The organism is Actinomadura citrea (genome assembly GCF_013409045.1).
GTDB lineage: Bacteria > Actinomycetota > Actinomycetes > Streptosporangiales > Streptosporangiaceae > Spirillospora > Spirillospora citrea.
The window spans coordinates 162,491-179,733 of record NZ_JACCBT010000001.1 but is presented as its reverse complement, the minus strand read 5'-3'; the positions used below and the strand labels follow the sequence as shown (position 1 = coordinate 179,733).

Annotated in this window: 19 protein-coding genes, 1 tRNA gene and 1 pseudogene; 10 read left to right on the top strand and 11 right to left on the bottom strand. The window is 70.2% G+C overall.

Translation table 11 applies throughout. From position 1 onward, the window contains the following. Nucleotides 1–10 precede the first annotated feature (10 nt). The gene (locus BJ999_RS00930) at nt 11–1,363 is read right to left on the bottom strand and encodes an amidase (protein WP_229810077.1); all 1,353 of its coding nucleotides are present in this window, start codon (nt 1,361–1,363) and stop codon (nt 11–13) included. Nucleotides 1,364–1,528: 165 nt separating this feature from the next. On the opposite strand from BJ999_RS00930, the gene BJ999_RS00925 reads away from it, so the two are divergent. Next, nucleotides 1,529–2,569 carry a LacI family DNA-binding transcriptional regulator gene (locus tag BJ999_RS00925; RefSeq protein ID WP_179831474.1) on the top strand — a complete coding sequence of 347 codons (1,041 nt, stop codon included), beginning with the start codon at nt 1,529–1,531 and terminating at the stop codon, nt 2,567–2,569. Here the strand turns inward: BJ999_RS00925 and BJ999_RS00920 are convergent. Beyond that, nucleotides 2,562–3,161 carry a TetR/AcrR family transcriptional regulator gene (locus tag BJ999_RS00920; RefSeq protein ID WP_179831473.1) on the bottom strand — a complete coding sequence of 200 codons (600 nt, stop codon included), beginning with the start codon at nt 3,159–3,161 and terminating at the stop codon, nt 2,562–2,564. The genes BJ999_RS00925 and BJ999_RS00920 overlap by 8 nt on opposite strands. Nucleotides 3,162–3,277: 116 nt before the next feature. On the opposite strand from BJ999_RS00920, the gene BJ999_RS00915 reads away from it, so the two are divergent. Next, nucleotides 3,278–4,312, top strand: coding sequence for a hypothetical protein (locus BJ999_RS00915; protein ID WP_179831472.1), 1,035 nt, complete (start codon nt 3,278–3,280; stop codon nt 4,310–4,312). 362 nt (nt 4,313–4,674) lie between these two features. Further along, entirely contained in the window at nt 4,675–4,848 is a 174-nt protein-coding gene (locus BJ999_RS00910) for a hypothetical protein (RefSeq protein WP_179831471.1), read from the top strand. Nucleotides 4,849–4,999: 151 nt separating this feature from the next. Here BJ999_RS00910 and BJ999_RS00905 read toward each other — a convergent pair whose 3' ends face one another. The 6 genes from BJ999_RS00905 to BJ999_RS00880 all read right to left on the bottom strand — a co-directional run bounded on the left by BJ999_RS00905 (nt 5,000) and on the right by BJ999_RS00880 (nt 10,649). Then, nucleotides 5,000–5,695 (bottom strand): YdcF family protein, encoded by a 696-nt coding sequence (locus BJ999_RS00905; RefSeq protein ID WP_229810091.1) that lies wholly within the window; start codon nt 5,693–5,695, stop codon nt 5,000–5,002. Between the two features lie 89 nt (nt 5,696–5,784). Next, nucleotides 5,785–6,243, bottom strand: coding sequence for a hypothetical protein (locus BJ999_RS00900; RefSeq protein WP_179831470.1), 459 nt, complete (start codon nt 6,241–6,243; stop codon nt 5,785–5,787). A 131-nt stretch (nt 6,244–6,374) separates the two neighbouring features. Next, nucleotides 6,375–7,790 (bottom strand): MFS transporter, encoded by a 1,416-nt coding sequence (locus tag BJ999_RS00895; protein WP_218934885.1) that lies wholly within the window; start codon nt 7,788–7,790, stop codon nt 6,375–6,377. Between the two features lie 176 nt (nt 7,791–7,966). Further along, nucleotides 7,967–9,202: an RNA polymerase sigma factor gene (locus BJ999_RS00890; RefSeq protein WP_179831469.1), complete on the bottom strand. Its 1,236-nt coding sequence runs from the start codon at nt 9,200–9,202 to the stop codon at nt 7,967–7,969. After that, nucleotides 9,199–9,522 carry a YciI family protein gene (locus tag BJ999_RS00885; RefSeq protein WP_179831468.1) on the bottom strand — a complete coding sequence of 108 codons (324 nt, stop codon included), beginning with the start codon at nt 9,520–9,522 and terminating at the stop codon, nt 9,199–9,201. Before BJ999_RS00885 ends, BJ999_RS00890 begins: the two co-directional genes overlap by 4 nt. Nucleotides 9,523–10,010: 488 nt before the next feature. After that, nucleotides 10,011–10,649, bottom strand: a complete 639-nt coding sequence (locus tag BJ999_RS00880) for a TetR/AcrR family transcriptional regulator (protein WP_179831467.1) — start codon at nt 10,647–10,649, stop codon at nt 10,011–10,013. A gap of 88 nt (nt 10,650–10,737) precedes the next feature. Between BJ999_RS00880 and BJ999_RS00875 the strand changes: the two genes are divergently transcribed. From BJ999_RS00875 to BJ999_RS00860, 4 genes and pseudogenes are all read left to right on the top strand, one after another. After that, nucleotides 10,738–11,103, top strand: coding sequence for an SgcJ/EcaC family oxidoreductase (locus BJ999_RS00875; protein WP_179831466.1), 366 nt, complete (start codon nt 10,738–10,740; stop codon nt 11,101–11,103). 2 nt (nt 11,104–11,105) lie between these two features. Beyond that, a complete protein-coding gene (locus tag BJ999_RS00870) occupies nt 11,106–11,909 on the top strand; it encodes an NmrA/HSCARG family protein (RefSeq protein WP_229810076.1) in 804 nt (267 codons plus the stop codon). 128 nt (nt 11,910–12,037) lie between these two features. After that, nucleotides 12,038–12,142: pseudogene (locus tag BJ999_RS41640) on the top strand (IS5/IS1182 family transposase); the annotation flags it as partial. 836 nt (nt 12,143–12,978) lie between these two features. Beyond that, nucleotides 12,979–13,311, top strand: a complete 333-nt coding sequence (locus BJ999_RS00860; RefSeq protein ID WP_179831464.1) for a hypothetical protein — start codon at nt 12,979–12,981, stop codon at nt 13,309–13,311. Nucleotides 13,312–13,530: 219 nt separating this feature from the next. Here the strand turns inward: BJ999_RS00860 and BJ999_RS00855 are convergent. Then, nucleotides 13,531–13,603: transfer RNA gene (locus tag BJ999_RS00855), tRNA-Ala, on the bottom strand. A 473-nt stretch (nt 13,604–14,076) separates the two neighbouring features. Between BJ999_RS00855 and BJ999_RS00850 the strand changes: the two genes are divergently transcribed. Beyond that, complete coding sequence (locus BJ999_RS00850; protein WP_179831463.1) at nt 14,077–15,012, top strand: LLM class flavin-dependent oxidoreductase; 936 nt, start codon at nt 14,077–14,079, stop codon at nt 15,010–15,012. Between the two features lie 112 nt (nt 15,013–15,124). On the opposite strand, the gene BJ999_RS00845 is transcribed toward BJ999_RS00850, so the two are convergent. Continuing rightward, nucleotides 15,125–15,820, bottom strand: a complete 696-nt coding sequence (locus tag BJ999_RS00845; protein ID WP_179831462.1) for an HAD-IA family hydrolase — start codon at nt 15,818–15,820, stop codon at nt 15,125–15,127. 22 nt (nt 15,821–15,842) lie between these two features. Continuing rightward, a complete protein-coding gene (locus tag BJ999_RS41185) occupies nt 15,843–15,962 on the bottom strand; it encodes a DLW-39 family protein (protein ID WP_021592723.1) in 120 nt (39 codons plus the stop codon). Between the two features lie 220 nt (nt 15,963–16,182). Between BJ999_RS41185 and BJ999_RS00840 the strand changes: the two genes are divergently transcribed. Next, nucleotides 16,183–16,392 carry a hypothetical protein gene (locus BJ999_RS00840; protein ID WP_179831461.1) on the top strand — a complete coding sequence of 70 codons (210 nt, stop codon included), beginning with the start codon at nt 16,183–16,185 and terminating at the stop codon, nt 16,390–16,392. Nucleotides 16,393–16,409: 17 nt separating this feature from the next. Next, nucleotides 16,410–17,201: an SDR family NAD(P)-dependent oxidoreductase gene (locus BJ999_RS00835; protein ID WP_179831460.1), complete on the top strand. Its 792-nt coding sequence runs from the start codon at nt 16,410–16,412 to the stop codon at nt 17,199–17,201. Nucleotides 17,202–17,243: the final 42 nt, after the last annotated feature.

Below are 17,243 nucleotides of genomic sequence, written 5' to 3'. Positions count from 1 at the left end.
GGCTGCTCCTTCATGGCTGCGCTGGGGTGGTGGACGTCGTCTTCGTCAGGCGGCGCGCCGCGGCGAGGAGCAGGCGCTCGGCGCCCGGCCGGGCGATCAGTTGCAGGCCGGCGGGCAGCCCGTCGACGAGGGCGGCGGGCAGGCTGACGGCGGGAAGCCCGAGCACGCTCCAGGGGCTCGTGTACGCCAGGAGTGCCGCGCGGACGTCGACCGGCGTCCCGTTCAGCGCCAGGGTCCGGGCGCCCAGCGGCGGAGCGACGACCGGAACGGTGGGCATGGCGAGGAGTTCGAAGCGGCCGAAGAGGGCCGTCACCGCCCTGCGGACCCGTTCCCGCAGCTCGCGGGCCGTGGCGGTGTCCTCGGCGGTGATCCGTCCGGCCGCGCGCAGCCGCGCCAGTACCTCCGCGTCGTAGAGTTCCGGCGCGGCCGCCATCCGTCCCGCGTGGAGCCGGTGGACCTCGCCGCTCTGGATCGCGGTGTACGCCCAGCGCAACCGCGCGATGTCGGGGACGGCGACGTCCCGCACGGGCAGCGGTCCCAGCATGGCGCGGGCCGCGGCGGTCACGCGCGGGTCGACCGGATGGACGGCGTCCGGCGCCACCCAGCCGACGCGGACACCGGAGACGTCCGGGTCCGGGGCCTCCCGCCCGGCCAGGGCGTTCCACAGCAGCAGGCAGTCGCCGGCGGTCCGCGCCATCGGGCCCACCGTGTCCAGGGAGGACGAAACCGGGAAGACCCCGTCGGACGGCACGGCGCCGAGGGTGGGCTTGAGCGCGACGATCCCGCAGCACGCGGCGGGGATGCGCACCGAGCCGCCGGTGTCGGTGCCCACCGCGAGCGGCACGATCCCGGCCGCCACGGCCGCGGCGGACCCGCTGCTGGATCCTCCGGCGAGACGCCCGTCCCCGTAGGGGTTGCGCGTCGCCCCGTTCAGCGAGCGGTCGCCCGTCGGTCCGAAGGCGAACTCGTGGGTCGTGGTCTTCCCGACGATGACCGCGCCGGCCGCGCGCAACCGGCGCACGCACTCGGCGTCCTGCTCGGGCACCCGGTCCGCGTGGTGGCGGGACCCCATCGTGGTGCGCAGCCCCGCGGTGTCGACGACGTCCTTGACCGCGATGGGGATGCCATGGAGGGGACCGCGGTCCAGGCCGGCGGCCAGTTCCCGTCCGGCGCGCTCCGCCGCCCCGCGCGCCCCGGCCCCGTCGACGGTGACGAACGCGTTGAGCCCTTCGAGCCTGGACGCCTCGGCCAGCGCCCGCTCCACCAGCTCGCCCGGCGACGACCGCCCGTCCCGGAGGGCGCCGGCCAGTTCCGCGACCGTCCGCCGGGCGAACCAGCCCGCCTCCGGCGGCAGGCCGATCACACCGACCGCCCCGCATCGACCCGTCGTGTCACGGCTTCGCCTCTTTCCCAATCGATTGGGGTGGATCTTCGGATGACCCAAACGATTGGGTCAAACGTTTGGGTTGTATAAAAGACACCGGACGGTGGCCCTGTCAAGGGGCACGGCGGCAGGAAGGCGGACGCAGTGGCCCGCAACGACCGGCAGCGGCCCGCGACGCTGCGGACCATCGCGCAGGCGGCGGGCGTCGACGTCTCCACCGTCTCCCGGGTGCTCAACGGCTCCCCCGAGGACGCCCAGCGCGCCGCGTCCCGCGAGACCGCCGAGGAGATCCGGCGCTGGGCCGCCCGGCTGGACTACCGCCCCAACCCGCACGCCACGAGCCTGCGCACCCAGCGCAGCAACCTCGTCGGCGTCCTGGTCCCCCGGCTGTCCGACCTGGTGCTCGCCACGATCTACGAGGGCATCGAGGACGCCGCCGCCCGGCACGGCCTCGCCACCTTCGTCATGAACAGCCACGACCGGCCGGAGCAGCAGCGGGCGCGCACCGAGCTGGCGCTGTCCCGGCACGTCGACGGCCTGGTCTTCGGCGACGCGCACACCGGCGCCGCGTTCCTCGACGAGATCGCCGAGCGGCGCGTCCCGTTCGTCCTGGTCAGCCGGCACACCGGCCGGCACCCGTCGGTCACCTGCGACGACCGCCTCGGCGGACGCCTGGTCGCCGACCACCTGCTCGCCCTCGGCCACCGGCGGGTGGGCGTCATCGCGGGCGAGCCCTTCGCCAGCACCGGCGCCGACCGCACCGCCGGCTTCGTCGACCGGTACCGGGAAGCGGGCTTCCCCGTGCCCGGCTCCCACGTCGTCAACTCCGGCTTCGACGCCGCCGGCGGCCGAGCCGCCGCCGAACGCCTCCTGCGGCACGACCCCCGGCCCACCGCCGTCTTCGCCGTCAACGACTTCGCGGCCATCGGCGCGCTCGGCGTCCTGCGCGACCAGGGCCTGCGCCCCGGCAAGGACATCGCCGTCGCCGGCTACAACGACACCCCCCTCGCGGCGGAGTTGCCCATCCCGCTCACCAGCGTGCGCTCGCCCATGCACGAGATGGGCGCGCGAGCGCTCGACCTGCTCGTCGATCTGCTCGCCGGACGGGCGACCCCGTCCGAGCGCCTGCCTCCCCGCCTCGTCGTCCGGGCCTCCACCGACCCCGCGCCGAGGACGGTCAACTGAGCGTGGCGCGCCCCCGGACCAGCGGCAGGAAGACCTCCTCCACGATCTCGACGAGAACGCCGTCCGGCACGGCCGGGACGCCCCGCGTCATGTACTCGTTCCGCAGCAGCGCCACCGGTGTGGACGCGACCCGCGGGTGCAGCGCCTCGGCCGCGGCCTCGCCACGAGCCACCGCCCGGCCGAGCACCGTCAGCCACGCCGCCTCGTAAGCACCGCCACCGCCGTCCCGGAGTTCGGCGAGCAGTTCCGGCGCACCCCCGGCCGCGGCGATCAGTCCGCGCAGGATCTCCCCGTACGGCGACGACCACGTGCTGTTCGCGCGGCGCAGCAGGGTCAGAGCGTCCTCACGCAGCGAACCGGTGTCCGGCACCGTGACCTCCGCGTCGGCCAGCCGGCGGTACGCGGCGACACCGAGCGCGACGCGGTTCGGCCACCGCCGGTAGATCGCGTTCTTGTTCGTCCCGGCCCGCCGCGCCACCTCGTCCATGGTCAGGCCACCGGCACCGGACTCCCGCAGCACCTCGGCGGCCGCCCCCAGGATCGCCTCCTCCAGCGCGGCCCCCCGCCGCCGCGACCCCCCACCCTCAGCCATGCCGCCCCTTCACCTGTCCCAGGGTACGAAGCGTACTCCAAACCACCTCTAGCAAAGGGAGAACGGCCACTCTATAGGGTACGGTGCGTACCGTAACTCGACGCGAAGGAACGACCATGCGCGCCCTCGGCATCAACTTCGACACGGGCTTCACCAGCGCGGGGACCACCACCCGCGAACCCTTCGACCCGGCCACCGTCCGCCGCGAGATGGACATCATCCGCACCGACCTGCGCTGCGACGCCGTCCGGATCACCGGCGGCGACCGCGACCGGCTGGAGACGGCCGCCCGCCTCGCCGCCGAGGCCGGACTCGAAGTCTGGTACTGCCCGTTCACCAACGGCCTCGCCCAGGACGAACTCCTCGACTTCCTGACCGACGGCGCCGCCCGCGCGGAGAGGCTGCGCCGCGACGGCGCCGAGGTGGTCTTCCTCACCGGCTCGGAACTCTCCATCTGCACCGCCGGCTTCCTCCCCGGCGAGACGCTCCAGGAAAGGGTCGCCGCCCTCTCCGACCCGCAGGAACTCCGCGCCGCGCTGGCCACCCTGCCCGCAGCGATCAACGCCTTCCTCGCCAAGGCCGTCGCAGCCGTGCGGGCCGAGTTCGGCGGCCGCATCGGCTACGCATCGCTGCCGTTCGAGGGCGTCGACTGGACGCCCTTCGACATGGTCGCCACCGACGCCGGCTACCGCGACGCGCAGAACGCCGCCCAGCTCCCCGCCGGGCTGCGGGCCCTCACCGCCCACGGCAAGCCCGCGGCGGTCACCGAGTTCGGCTGCGCCCCCTACCGCGGCGCCGCCGCCATCGCGAGCCGGGGCGACGAGGTCATCGAATGGAACGACCGGGCGCGCCCCGCCCGCTTCACCCGCCCGGTCGTCCGCGACGAGCAGGAACAGGCCGACTACCTGCGCGAACTCCTCGACATCTTCGAGAACTCGGGGATCGACGCGGCCTTCGTCTACACCTTCGCCCGCTACGACCTACCCCACGCCGACACCGACGCCCACGACTTCGACAAGGCGTCCTTCGGCATCGTCAAGGTCCTCCCCGACGACCGCAAGGGCACCGCCTACCCGGACATGCCCTGGGAGCCCAAGGCCGCCTTCCACGCCTTGGCCCACTACGGACACACCCGCACGCAACCGGCTTAGCACCACACGAGCGCCGCCGTGGCTCAGATACTCCGTGCCCATAGTTCGGTGATGGCATTACAGATTCGCAGTCCCTTGTGGGAAAAGTGTTGCGGTTTCCAGACAGGGTTCCGAGCCGTCCGATTCACGCGACTGTCAGGTGCCCCAACTGGGATTCGGCTCACTCATTGCCTTGCGTCACAGCACCGATCCCGCACAGTCTTCTCTAGGCCCGGTTCATCCCGGTGCCCGCCCGGAGATCTCCGGGGCTAAAACAAGAGAATAAGGTGGTTGATATATATATGGATAAGACACACAAGGGCACTCCGCTCATGGGAGCGCCTATTTGTTCACTTAGTACCGGTTGGTCCACAGTCGCTTCCGTGGCCGTCGGAGCGCTTCCGTTGCTCCCCGGTACCGGGGGCTCGGCGGTCGTCTTCGTGACCACCGAGGCGCCTCCGATCGTCCAGGCGTGCGACAAGCCCGGCCACGTGCAGGTGACCTGCATGTTCTGCCAGGTGTCGTACTGCTCGCTGTGTGACGGTCACAGCTGCTAGTTCCAGCCTGCCCTGGCCCTCGCGGGGGCCAGGGCGGTTGAGCGGCTGATCAACAGGCCGGCCCCTCCGCATCTGCGCGGAGGGGCCGGTTCCATGAGCAATGGCCAGCCGGCCGCCCCGCGGACGACGCCTCATCCTCGTTCGAGACGCGCTATCGGACGAGCCTGCTGGTGAAACCGGCCTCGACCAGCCGACGATAAGCCGCTTCGACTTCGGGCGGCATATCCTGTGGGATGGCGAATCCTCGGCCTGGGTAGACCATGATGCGCTGCGTGTCGCCCACCAGCATGTTGATCACGCGGTTCACGTCCCCGATGCTCCCGATGTACTCGTCCAAAGGGAGCGGCCGCGACGCGCAGACGACCTCGAGTTCCGGCCACAGCTTCTTGGCGGTGGAGTAGGCGCGGCGCTGCTGGTAGGGCCGAGAGATCAGCGTCGCTGAGCGAACTTCGATCCCGCGGCTCGCGAGCAACCTGCGGGTGAACTCGATGTTCTGGCCGGTATTGGTGGCTTCGGGTTCGACCAGGATCGCCTCACCGGGTACGCCGAGTCCGATGGCGTGGTCGCGGTAGTGGACGGCTTCGCCGCGCGGGAACCGCTCGATCGTCGTCGGCGCGTTGGCCCCGGTGAAGACGATGCGAGGGGCCGCCCCCTCCCGGTAGAGCTCCGCCGCGAGGGTGGCGACACCGAGATCATGGCTACCGAGCCCGATGGCGACGTCGGTGGGCCGGATCGTGTGGCACATGTCGTGGTAGTTCCACAGAATTTCCACATCGGCGCGGTACGCCTCGCCCAACGTCACCTCGGGCATGGACCTTTCGCCATTCACCAGGCGGTCCGGCGGCATCGCCACCGGACCGCACCTCAGAAAGATCTTGTGAGCGTCCGGCCGTACCGCCCGCGCGGCTCGGGCTGGGCGACCGAGGTCGGCGCTGGTCAGCCGCAGTGGACCTTCTTGCCGGTCAGCTCTCCCTTGTGCGCGCCGTCAGTGTTGATGAAGGCCTTGACGTACAGGCACCGATGGCGGGCGTAGACGTAGAGCGGCCCGGAGTACCAATGGTTCCGCTTGCTGTAACCGTCGTACTTGCAGTTGCCGTACGTGGTCCTGGCCGCGTTGTAGACGCAGAGCTTGAGCTTGATGCTGTAGAGCGACGTCGAGCCCTTGCGGACGGCCAGCGCGCAGTTATAGCCGTTGGAGGAGTTGTAGTAGACCTTGAGGTAGCCGCGGACCTTGGAGTTCACGTAGATCGAGTGGGTGCTGCGCAGGGCGTACTTCGACCCGCATGACGGGCCCGCCGCGCTCGCCGGCGTGGTGGACGCCAACACGGTCGTCAGCGTCAACGTGGGAAGCATGACAGCGGCCAGGCGCAGCGCGCGCCCTCCAATTTTGATCACGCGGTGAACCCTACGGCGACCAGGGGGGTTCCGCTAGTGCTGAGCGCCCCATCGTCCAGGACACCTCCCACCCTCCCGGCCTCGCAGAAACACCTGCGTGACGGCCACAACACAGCCCGCCTCGCCCATGCTCAGGAATGGGTCTCTTCCGGGGCCCTGCGGGGCATCAGGGTGACGAGCGGGACGCTGAGGGCGACCAGTCCCAGGACGACGATCAGGCTGATCTTCATGGCGTGGTCGAGGCCCGAGTCTGCGGCCTGGAAGAAGATCGAGGTGGCTGCGGCCGATCCCATTCCCGCGGCGAGCTGCTGAATCGAGCTCAGCGAGCCGCTGGCGCTGCCGGCCTCGTCGGGGTTGATGTCGCCCATGGCGACGTCGAAGATCGTGCTGGAGCAGCAGCCCAGTCCGAGGCCGATCACGAAGAACGCCGGGGTGAGCGACCACAGGCCGAGGCCGGTGCCCGAGGCGATGACCAGGGCGAGCACCCAGCCGCAGCCGGCCAGGACGATGGCCAGCCCTATGAAGATCAGGATGCGGCCGAGCTTGGCGACCAGGCCGCCCATGGCGGCGAACGCGGAGCCGATGATGCCCAGCGTCAGCGGCAGCAGGGCCAGCGCCGCGTCGCGCGGTGATGCGTGCAGGCCCTCCTGCAGGAACAGCGACAGCACGTAGACCAGGCCGATCGTGGCGGCGAAGACGGTGAGCCCGACGAGCAGGCCGGAGGTGAAGCCTCGGTTTCGCAGCAGGGACGCTTTGAGCAGCGGGTCGGCGGCGGTCGACTGGCGGTGGGCGAAGGCGGCGAAGAAGGCCAGGCCGGCGACGATCGCGGCGATCGGGATCGTGGTCCACCCGTTGGTGGAGCCCTCGATCAGGCCGTACAGCAGGCCGAACATCGCGGCGGCGAGCAGGCCCGAGCCCCAGCCGTCGACGACCGCGGAGTGGTCGCCGTCGTCATGGGGCAGGATCCTGACGGCCACCGCCAGACCGATCACGCCCAGGACCAGGTTGATCAGAAAGATCGGGCGCCAGGAGAGGCCGAACAGGTCGGCGCCGATGATGAAGCCCGCCAGCACCGGACCGCCGACGGTGGCCGCCCCCAGCAGCGGGCCGAACAGGCCGAACGCCTTGGTCAGCATCTCCCGCGAGAACGTCTTCGTCATGATCCCCATGCCCTGCGGGATCAGCAGGGCACCGAAGGCCCCCTGCGTCGCCCGGGCCACGATCAGCAGTGCCGGGTCGGGGGACAGGCCCGCCACCGCCGAGGCGGCCGTGAAGCCGGCCATCCCGATCAGGAAGAGCCTGCGCTGCCCGTACTTGTCGCCCAGCCGGCCGCCGACCATGAGCAGCACGCCCATGGCGAGCATGTACGCCGTGCCCAGCCATTTGATCAGGCCCTGCCCGCCATGGAGTTCCATGGCGATGGTGGGCGCGGCGATGTTGGTGACGGTCGCGTCGATCACGTCCAGCGCGTCGGCGAGCAGCACCAGCGCGAGGATCGCCCACATCGACCGCGAGGACGTCGGACGGGTCTCCGTCATGGTCGTCATCGCGATACCTGCGCTATGGCCGTCAGTTTCATGATCGGGGTTCCCTGCTCTTCAGGGCCGGCCCCTCATGGGCGGCCTCACACCCCTGCTACGAACACCACCGCCCCGATCCGACACCGCCTCCGAGATTTTCTTGCCGGACCTCGGTGGAGTCGTCGTAGCACCGCTCGAGGGCGCTACCGCAGTTGGTCGCGGCGGCGAGTCAGGTACGCGGTCTCGGCGGTGTTGCCGGCCAGTTCGATGGCCTTGTCGTAGGCCGCGCGCGACTGCCGGCTGCGGCCCAGCCGGCGCAGCAGATCGGCGCGGGTGGCGTGGTAGGCGTGATAACCGGCCAGCTCGTCCTCAAGACGGTCGACGGCCGCCAGTGCCACCTCCGGGCCGTCGAGCTCGGCGACCGCGACGGCCCGGTTGAGGACGATGATCGGCGACTGGTCGAGGCGGACGAGCTGGTCGTAGAGGGCGACGACCTGCGACCAGTCGGTGTCGCGGATGTCGCGGGCGGAGGTGTGCACGGCGTTGATCGCCGCGAGGATCTGGTAGCGACCCGGGGCCACCCCGGCGGCGGCAGCGGCGAGTCGCTCGCGCACCAGCCGGTGCCCCTCGGCGATCAGCGTCGCGTCCCAGGCCCCGCGGTCCTGCTCGTCGAGGGCGACCAGTTCGCCGCCGGCCGAGACCCGGGCGGTGCGGCGGGCCTCGATGAGGAGCATCAGCGCCAGCAGCCCGGCCGCCTCACCGTCGTCCGGCAGGAGCGCGCGGATCAGGCGAGTGAGCCGGATCGCCTCGGCGGTCAGGCCGTGACGTACCGGATCGGTGTCGGGGCCGGTCGCCAGGTAGCCCTCGTTGAACACCAGGTACAGCACCGCGAGTACGCCCGAGACCCGAGCCGGGAGATCCTGCGCGGACGGCACCCGATAGGGGATGCCGGCCGCCTTGATCTTGGCCTTCGCGCGGGTGATCCGCCGCTCCATGGCGGTCTCCTGCGCCAGGAAGGCGCGGGCGATCTCGGGCACGGTCAGGCCGCCGACCATGCGCAGCGTCAGCGCCACGCGGGTCTGCATCGCCAGCGCCGGGTGACAGCAGGTGAAGATCAGCCGGAGACGGTCGTCGTCGATGGCGCCGAGAGGCTCGGGCGGGTCGTCGTCGTACACCATCCGAGCCTCCTTGTGCTTGTCGTCGCGCTTGCTCTCGCGCCGGATCCGGTCGATCGCCTTGCGGTTGGCGGTGGTGGTCAGCCAGGCGCCGGGGTTGGGGGGCACACCATCGGCCGGCCACCGCTCGACGGCGGTCGCGAACGCCTCGGCGGCCGCCTCCTCGGCGATGTCGAGGTCGCCGAAGCGCCTGGTCAGGGAGGCGACCACCCGCGCCCACTCGTCCTGATGGACCCGGGTGATCGCCTCATCGACGTCGCTCACTGGAACGGCCGCACCTCGATCTTCCGATCGCAGACCTTCGACGCCTCCGCGGCGAGCCTGAGCGCCACGTCCAGATCGGGGGCCTCCCAGACCCAGACCCCGGCGAGATACTCCTTCGACTCCACGAAGGGCCCGTCGCTGAACACAGCCTGCTCGCCCCGGTTGTCGATGACCGTGGCCGCATCGGTGTCCGCGAGTCCGCCCGCGAACACCCAGTAGCCCTCGGCGATCAGTCGCTCGTTGAACGCGCTGATGGCAGGCTGCCTGTCGGTGCTGCCGGGATTGCTCTTGTCATCGATCACGGAGACCAGGTACCGCATCTGATGATCATCTCCTGTGTGTCAAGACTGCGTGGTTCGGTGGTCAGGGACTTCAAGCCGTCCGCCCGGCCGGCAGACCTGGATCATGACGCCCTTGGAGCCGACTCGCGACCGACCAGATCGTCCTCCATGTTCAACGCTTCCACGACGGACTCCCAGGCAGCGGCATCCTGCACCGGAAGGGTCCCCCACGAGCCGACGAACAGCTCGTAGCTCTGGCCCCCGCACAGGAACGCATCGGCGCGCAGGCAGGTCTGTCATGGTCACGGTCCCTCTGCCTTGACGCCGCCCCTTCTGGACGGCCTCACCCCTGCTACGAACACCACCGCCCCGATCCGACACCGCCTCCCGGATTTCTCCGAAGAACTTTCCGGGACGCCGATCGTCAGCGATGAGACGGTGTGACAGAAGGATTCGCGCGAACCAGGGCCTGTTTCGATCAGCGCCGTTTACTGATCCGGGCTCTTGCATCCCATGGACGGCTCGTCCTAGCTCGACCAGCGACCGGCGAAGAGTTCCACGCCCGGCGGCGAACCGGGCAACGGGTCATGTCCCGGCCGCAATCCGTCGAGCGCTATCGCGATCAGCCGTCGGCGAGCCTCGGCGGCGGCGCGGAGCAGGTCGTCCCGGCCTTGCTTGCGAAGCTGATCGACCACCGGGGAACGGCCGAGCTGCTCGATGAGCAGCGAGATATCGACCACGGTCACATCGGCGCGCAGGACGCCGGCCTCGTGTCCTCGCCGTACCAGCTCAGCGAGCAGCTCGTCGCCGCGGCGGGACCTGGCGCTCATCTCCTGGGTCACCTCGATGGCACCAGCGATGGGAGCCAGCGAGCCCTGCCCGAACTCGACACAGCAGCGCACGAATGCCGCCAGTCCGGCCCACGGATCGGGATCGGCCAAGCCCTGCTCGGCCGCCTCGTTCCAGTGGTCGAGGGACACCAGGCTGAGCTGCTGGAACAGCTCCTCCTTCGTCTTATAACGGCGGTAGAGGCTGCCGATGCCGACTCCTGCTCGGGCAGCGATGGCAGCGACGGACGCGTGCGCGCCGTCTTCGGCGAGCACGTCACGGGCGGCCTGGAGCAGCGCGCGGTCGTTGCGTTCTGCGATGTCTCTACGCGTGGTCATCGCCACAGACCTTACCAGTTGCGGAGCGAATCGCTCCGGCATAGTCTCAACGCGGAGCGGATCGCTCCGCTAGCTGAGGAGATGCGACATGGACCCCGAGATCGAGGCGATCGCGCAGGTCGTCCGCGACGCCGAAGAGCTGCAGAGCGACGTCGCCGGTTTCACTGGACTGCTGACCGAGGAGGTGTCCCTGGTCAACTTCACCGGGATCCGACTGCGCGGCCGCGAGCAGGTCAAGAAGGTCATGGCCGAGGCGCTGCGCACCCCGCTGAAGGACGTGCTGACCACGAACGAGCTGCTGGACGTCACGTTCCTGCGCCCGGACGTGGCGCTGGCCGACCTGATCAAGCATGTCAACGACGGCCGCACGGCAGCGCTGACGTTCGTGCTGGTCAAAGACGTCGGCACCTGGCGGATCGCGCTGGCGCAGACCACCCCGGTGGTGACGTCATGAGTATGGCTCTGGTCATCGGTGCCACCGGCCGGCAGGGCGGCGCCACCGCACGTCACCTGCTGCGCCGCGGCTGGCAGGTTCGCGCCCTGGTGCGCGACCCGGAAAGCCCCGCCGCGCGTCGCCTGGTCGGCACCGAACTCACGGTCGGCGACCTGGGAGACCCCGCGTCCCTGGAGCGAGCGATGCGTGGCGTCGATGCCGTGTTCAGCATGCAAGCCCTGGCCTACGAGCCGGAAACCCTCAAAGCCGAGGTACGGCAGGGCATGCTCGTCGCCGACCTCGCCCTGGATACCGGAGTCGGGCACCTTGTTCACAGCTCGGTCGGCGGCGCCGAGCGGCACACCGGAATCGAGCACTTCGAGAGCAAGGCGGCAATCGAGTCCTACATCCGCGCTCTGGGGTTGCCCGCGACCATCCTGCGGCCGGTGTTCTTCATGGACAACCTGCTGCACTACGCCGACGCCGCGGGCGAAAGGGTGATGGAGCTCCCGGTGCTCCCCGACCGGCCGATGCAGCTGATCGCCACCGACGATATCGGCCGCATCGCCGCGCACGTCATCGACCACCGGGACGACTACCTGGGTGTGGAACTCGAGATCGCCGGCGACGAGCTGACCTTCTCCGAGGTGGCCGCAATCTACGAGAAGGTCACCGGAGTGCCAACGCGCCTCGTCGCCCTGCCGGTCGAGGGCAGGATGTTCGAGTGGTTCGCCGAGAGCGGCTACCAGGCGGACCTCGCCAAACTGCGCGACCGCTTCCCTGGCTTGCTCACCTTCCAAGACTGGTTCCGCGGCCAGGTCCACTAGGGCCTGCTTCGAGGCCTGGAGTGTGTGACGGTGCGTAGCGATCTCTAAGCAGTGAGGTCTCTGGTAGACGGTTCATCGACCAAGAAGAATGAGGCCGTGATGGCCGGCGTCCGCGTTGCCGGCAGGGGCGCGGCCGTCCTCGAACCCGACCCGATCGCCTCCGGGCCGATAAGGCCTACTCCTCCCGGGCGGTCCGTGCCCACTTGCGCAGACGTGGCATCGCAGCGACGATCCCGGTGCCGGACGACCAGGCCGGTCACCGCCGACAGTGGGGCAGCCCTGGCGGCCGTCCCCCGCCTTCGACCCGGTCGACTACCGCGCCGACACGCCGTCGAAGGCGGCATCAACCGCCTCAAGCGCCACCGCGCGTGGCCACCCGGTACGACAAGCTCTCCGTCCGCCACCAGGCCGTCCTTGAGATCACCGCCATCAATGAATGGCTCCACCTACTTCGAACATCCGGCCCGCAGGGCCAGGGGGCGGCACAGGCCCTGGTTCGAGCACGTTCTACCGTCCCGACCGTGGTCCATCACAGGCGGTGCCGCGACCACGTTCGGCTGAGCGGCGGGCATCCCCAAACCACCAATGACCGTCACGGGCGCGGGATGGGCTTCCCGTAGGAGTGCCCTTGCCGGAGGCGTTGCCTTTCCCGGGAGACCGGTTGAAGACTGGGCGCCTCATCAGCTGTCGAAGGGATGCCATGCGTGGCGCGCTCGTGGGTCTGATGGCCGGTGGCTCGATGGGTGCACTGTGGGGGTCCACAAACAATTTCGGGACTTGGAACAGTGCGATAGGTGCTGGCCTGATGGGTGCTCTTGCGGGGACGTGGATCGGTTTGATCGTGGCAGCGGTGCGCAGTGCGTGGAGAAGCCGTCGCGAGGGTCGCGGAGAGCTCTGAGGCGGCGGCGCGGACCCCGTGACCGCCGGCGGCTGGGCGACAGAGCGGCGGCCGCCGCCACACGGCTCTGTGTCGAAAGACCGGTATATCGCTTGCGTCCTTGGCGGTGTTGGACGGTCACGACTGACGCTCGATTGCCGGGTGTCGTTTTCGCCAAAGAAGAGCCTCACCATGACTGCCCCCCTGAATGCCGCGCAGAAGTCCATCCAGAACAAGCTGGACCTCATCGCTGCTCTGGGCCCGATGGCTGCCGCCGGCAACCAGGCTGCCGAGGAGCAGATTCGGCAGATCACCCTGGCCCTGATCCCGGAGTCCGCCCAGGGCGCGGCCAACAAGTTCCAGGCCATCGCCGGGGTCTTCGCGGAGCTCGGCGCCGCTGCCCCGAGCGACTACAGCAAGCTCTCCGACGAGGAGCTCGCGGGCGCCTTCCAGTTCGTCACGACGGCGGCCAAGTACCTCGCGGAGCTCGAAGCGGAAGTCAGCAAGATCAAGCTCCCGCTCTGATCGGCCTGAGCCGGTTCTCACGAGATCCTTCTCCAGGACCGACTTCCAGCACACGAACCCCGGCCGCACCGGCCGGGGTTCTTCTTGGGTGCGATGGCCAAGGCTGAACTCAAGAAGGCGAAGCGATCGGGCACGCAACGGGCACGGAAGCAAAAAAGCGGTCGTGAGAGACGAGAGCCCAGGTGGAAACATGCCGTCCGACCTGGGCTTTCTGGTGTGTGGAGCCTAGGGGATTCGAACCCCTGACACCCGGCTTGCAAAGCCGGTGCTCTACCAACTGAGCTAAGGCCCCTGGTCCATTGCCTGACCTGTGGTGACGGCCGGTCGGCGTGACCGGTGACGATCGTACACCGTGGGTGGAGCGCAAGCTTTCCAGGCATGGCGCCCGGTGAGGCCTTGGCGGGTGTAGTTCGTCGCGTGGTGGGCGCGGCCGCAAGGCGACGGCGCAGCCCACGTGGCCGGAGGGCGGCGCAGTTTGTGCGACGTAGCCTGCCTGTTCCTCGTGCAGGTCGTTCTGCGGCATGCGGTCGAGGATGTGGTGCGCCCACTGGTCCAGGTTCATGATTCGCGGGCCATGGCGGGAGCGACGGGCTCTCCATGAAGCTGAGGTGGCGTTATGTCGATCCAGCGCACAGCGCTAGGTCGAGCGGGCTGCGGCGCCTGGCCGGGTGCAGGGGCTGGGAGAACTCCACTCGTCCACCGTGCCGAGCGCTTCATACCTTCGAGGGAATTGTCGTCATTCCTGGTCGGGGCCACGATCCTCGCATGGACACGAGATTCGGGATCTTGCTCCCCACCAACCGGGGTCAGTGGGACGACGCCCGCCGGTTGGTCGACTTCACCGTCCGGGCCGAGCACCTCGGCTACGACTCGGTATGGGCCAACGACACCCTGCTCGGCCCGCGGATCGAACCGCTGGCCATGCTCGCCGCCCTCTCGTCGGCGACCGAACGGGTCACGCTGGGGACGGCCGCCCTCCTGCCCGCCTTCCGCCGTCCGGTGACGGCGGCCCAGGCGCTCGCCTCCATCGACCACCTGTCGGCGGGACGCCTGATCGTCACCGTGGGTGCGGGCTTTCCCGGCAGGTCGGAGACCGAGTACGCGGTGTCCGGGGTGCCGTGGGAGCGCCGTTTCGGACGGCTGCACGACACGGTGGCCCTGTGGCGGGCGCTGTGGGCGGGCGAGCGTGCCTTCCAGGGCAAGGTGCTGCGCTTCGACGAACTGCCTGAGTCCACGCCCTCCTACCGGCCCGGCGGGCCCCCGATCTGGCTGGGCGGGGCGAGCCCGTCGGCGTTGGAGCGCGCCGGGCGGCTCTACGACGGATGGTTGCCCTACCCGCCCGACCCTGCCGACTACCGAGCGGGCCTCGCGACGGTGCGGTCGGCGGCGGCGTCTGCGGGACGTCCCGAGGACGCGGTCACCCCGGCGCTGTTCGTCACGGTGTTGATCAGCGACGACGCCGAAGACGTGGAACGGCGGCTCGACTCGTACTGCCGATCGACCTACGGCCTGCCATACGAGACGGTGCGGAGCATCCAGGCGATCGTCGCCGGCCCGGCCGAGCAAGTGGCCGCCGTGCTGGCCCGCTACACCGACGCCGGCGCGGGACACCTCGTCTGCCGCATCGCCGCGCCGTCCCTCGACGCCCAGCTGGACCAGCTGGAACTCATCGCCAAGACCGTACGCCCGGCGCTGAGCTGAACCTCTGCCTCCGAGTCGTTGAGATCACCGGCGCCTCGTGACCGGTCCGGGCATCATTCAGCGCAGGCAGGCCGCGCTCGGCGCGGGGAACTCGTCCTTGATGAGGCCGGGTCTACGCGTTCGCGGGGGTGCGGAGGATGAGGTCGGGGAGGGCGGCGACGGTGGGGAGGACGTGGGTGGCGCCGGCGGCGAGGAGGCGGTCGTGGTCGTCGGCGCCGGTGAGGACGCCGGCGACGATGGACGCGCCGGAGCGGCGGCCGCAGAGCATGTCGCCTGCCGTGTCACCGCAGACGGCGATGTGGCGGACGTCGTCCACGCCGAGGCGCAGGGCCGCGGTCAGGACGAGGTCGGGCCACGGTCGGCCGCGCGGGACGTCCTCGGGGCAGAGGGTCAGGTCGGCGCGGTCCCACCAGCCGAGGGTGTCGAGGACGCGGGCCTGCGTGCCGCGGCCGAAACCGGTGAGCAGGCACACGCGGACACCGGCGCCGCGCAGCCGCGTGAGGGCGTCGTCGGCGCCGGGTACGGGTGTGAGGCCGCGCCGGTCGATGAGGTCGTGATAGGACCGCTCGAACGCCAGGTGCGCGGCCTGGGCGCGAGGCTCGTCGAAGAGCGAGCGGAAGATGCCGATCTTCGATCCGCCGCGCGCGTCACGGAAGCGGGCGAGGGCACGGCCGTAGGACGCCGTGCCGGAGACGATCCCCAGAGTGGCGATCGCCTCGGCGAAGGCGGACTCGACGGTGTCGCCGTCCGCGACGGTGGTCCCGGCGAGATCGAGGCAGGCGACGGTGATCGGATCTGCTTCGTTCACGCCGGGGCCTGTCGCCGGCGTGTCAGTTGTCGGACGACGTGGCCTCGGTCCACAGGTCCAGCTCGGCGCGGTCCTGCTGGAGCTTGCGCCAGACGGCGAAGCCACCGAGTGCGACGACGGCGAGGACGAGCAGCTTCTTCACGGTGGGACCCCTTCACCTTCGACCATCAAGTCAGAACCCGGGAACGGCTCATCAGTGTCTGCTTCCCCCAGGCTCTCCGCAGCCTAGCAACCGCGGCCGGGCGATCAGCACCGAAGGGCCCCTCACCGGACGACACATTCAAAGAAGCCTCGCATTTCACCCTCTCGTCGGAACACCGGAACGGTCGCATAATCCGGGTGGACGACCTTCGGGAGTGCCGATGGCAGAAGACGACTTCCGGCGCTGGGAGCGCGAGCTGGAGCCGGACGTACCGGACGAGCGTCCGTCCGAGGGCCGCGGACTGGTGCTGGTCGCGGGGCTGACCGCCACGGCGTGCGCGGCGGTGATCGCGTTGGGCGACGTGCCGCTCGGCACCGCCGGGCTGGTGCTCTCGTCGATCATCCTGCTGCTGTGGCGCATCGGAATGTGATCCGCCATCATCGCGGCATGGATCTGCGCGGAGCGAACGTCCTGCTGACCGGAGCGACCGGCGGGATCGGCCAGGCGCTGGCGAGGGCCCTCGCCGCTCGCGGCGCCCGGCTGGTGCTGACGGGGCGCCGGGCCGACGTCCTGGAACCGCTGGCCGAGCGGCTCGGCGGCCGCGCCATCGTCGCCGACCTGGCGGATCGTGCGACGGCCGAGAACCTCCTGGACGAGGCGGGCCGGGTGGACGTGCTGGTCGCGAACGCGGCGCTGCCTGCGTCCGGACTGCTCTCCGAGTACTCGATCGAGGAGATCGACCGGGCGATGGACGTGAACCTGCGGGCGCCGATCGTGATGGCGAAGCTCGCCGCCGCGCAGATGGCCGATCGTGGCCGCGGCCACCTGGTCTTCGTATCGTCGCTGTCCGGGAAGACGGCGTCCGGGCACGCGTCCCTCTACAACGCGACGAAGTTCGGTATGCGGGGATTCGCCCTGGCGCTGCGCGAGGACCTGCGTCCGCACGGCGTCGGCGTCTCGACCGTCTTCCCCGGCTTCATCCGGGACGCGGGCATGTTCGCCGAGGCCGGCGTGACCCTGCCCAAGGGGGTCGGGACGCGGTCGCCCCGGGATGTGGCGCGGGCGACCGTCCGGGCCGTCGAGCGCGACATCGCGGAGATCGACGTGGCGCCGCTCGGGCTGAGGATCGGCGCGCGGATCGGCGGGGTCGCGCCCGTCCTGTCGGCGGCCGTGCAGCGGCGCGCGGGCGGGCACCGGATCTCGCAGGGCCTCGCGGACGGACAGCGCGGCAAGCGGTAGCGACAAATCGGGATCTACCGGCGATAATCCGGGCGAGCCCGC

Bases quoted from the DNA above. Each gene is read 5' to 3' on its own strand.
- BJ999_RS00905 (WP_229810091.1), bottom strand. From the start codon at position 5,695: ATGCCGCCGGACCGCCTGGTGAATGGCGAAAGGTCCATGCCCGAGGTG.
- BJ999_RS00860 (WP_179831464.1), top strand. From the start codon at position 12,979: ATGACTGCCCCCCTGAATGCCGCGCAGAAGTCCATCCAGAACAAGCTG.
- BJ999_RS00840 (WP_179831461.1), top strand. From the start codon at position 16,183: ATGGCAGAAGACGACTTCCGGCGCTGGGAGCGCGAGCTGGAGCCGGAC.
- BJ999_RS00850 (WP_179831463.1), top strand. From the start codon at position 14,077: ATGGACACGAGATTCGGGATCTTGCTCCCCACCAACCGGGGTCAGTGG.
- BJ999_RS00875 (WP_179831466.1), top strand. From the start codon at position 10,738: ATGGACCCCGAGATCGAGGCGATCGCGCAGGTCGTCCGCGACGCCGAA.
- BJ999_RS00920 (WP_179831473.1), bottom strand. From the start codon at position 3,161: ATGGCTGAGGGTGGGGGGTCGCGGCGGCGGGGGGCCGCGCTGGAGGAG.
- BJ999_RS00895 (WP_218934885.1), bottom strand. From the start codon at position 7,790: ATGACGACCATGACGGAGACCCGTCCGACGTCCTCGCGGTCGATGTGG.
- BJ999_RS00835 (WP_179831460.1), top strand. From the start codon at position 16,410: ATGGATCTGCGCGGAGCGAACGTCCTGCTGACCGGAGCGACCGGCGGG.
- BJ999_RS00870 (WP_229810076.1), top strand. From the start codon at position 11,106: ATGGCTCTGGTCATCGGTGCCACCGGCCGGCAGGGCGGCGCCACCGCA.
- BJ999_RS00880 (WP_179831467.1), bottom strand. From the start codon at position 10,649: ATGACCACGCGTAGAGACATCGCAGAACGCAACGACCGCGCGCTGCTC.
- BJ999_RS00915 (WP_179831472.1), top strand. From the start codon at position 3,278: ATGCGCGCCCTCGGCATCAACTTCGACACGGGCTTCACCAGCGCGGGG.
- BJ999_RS00885 (WP_179831468.1), bottom strand. From the start codon at position 9,522: ATGCGGTACCTGGTCTCCGTGATCGATGACAAGAGCAATCCCGGCAGC.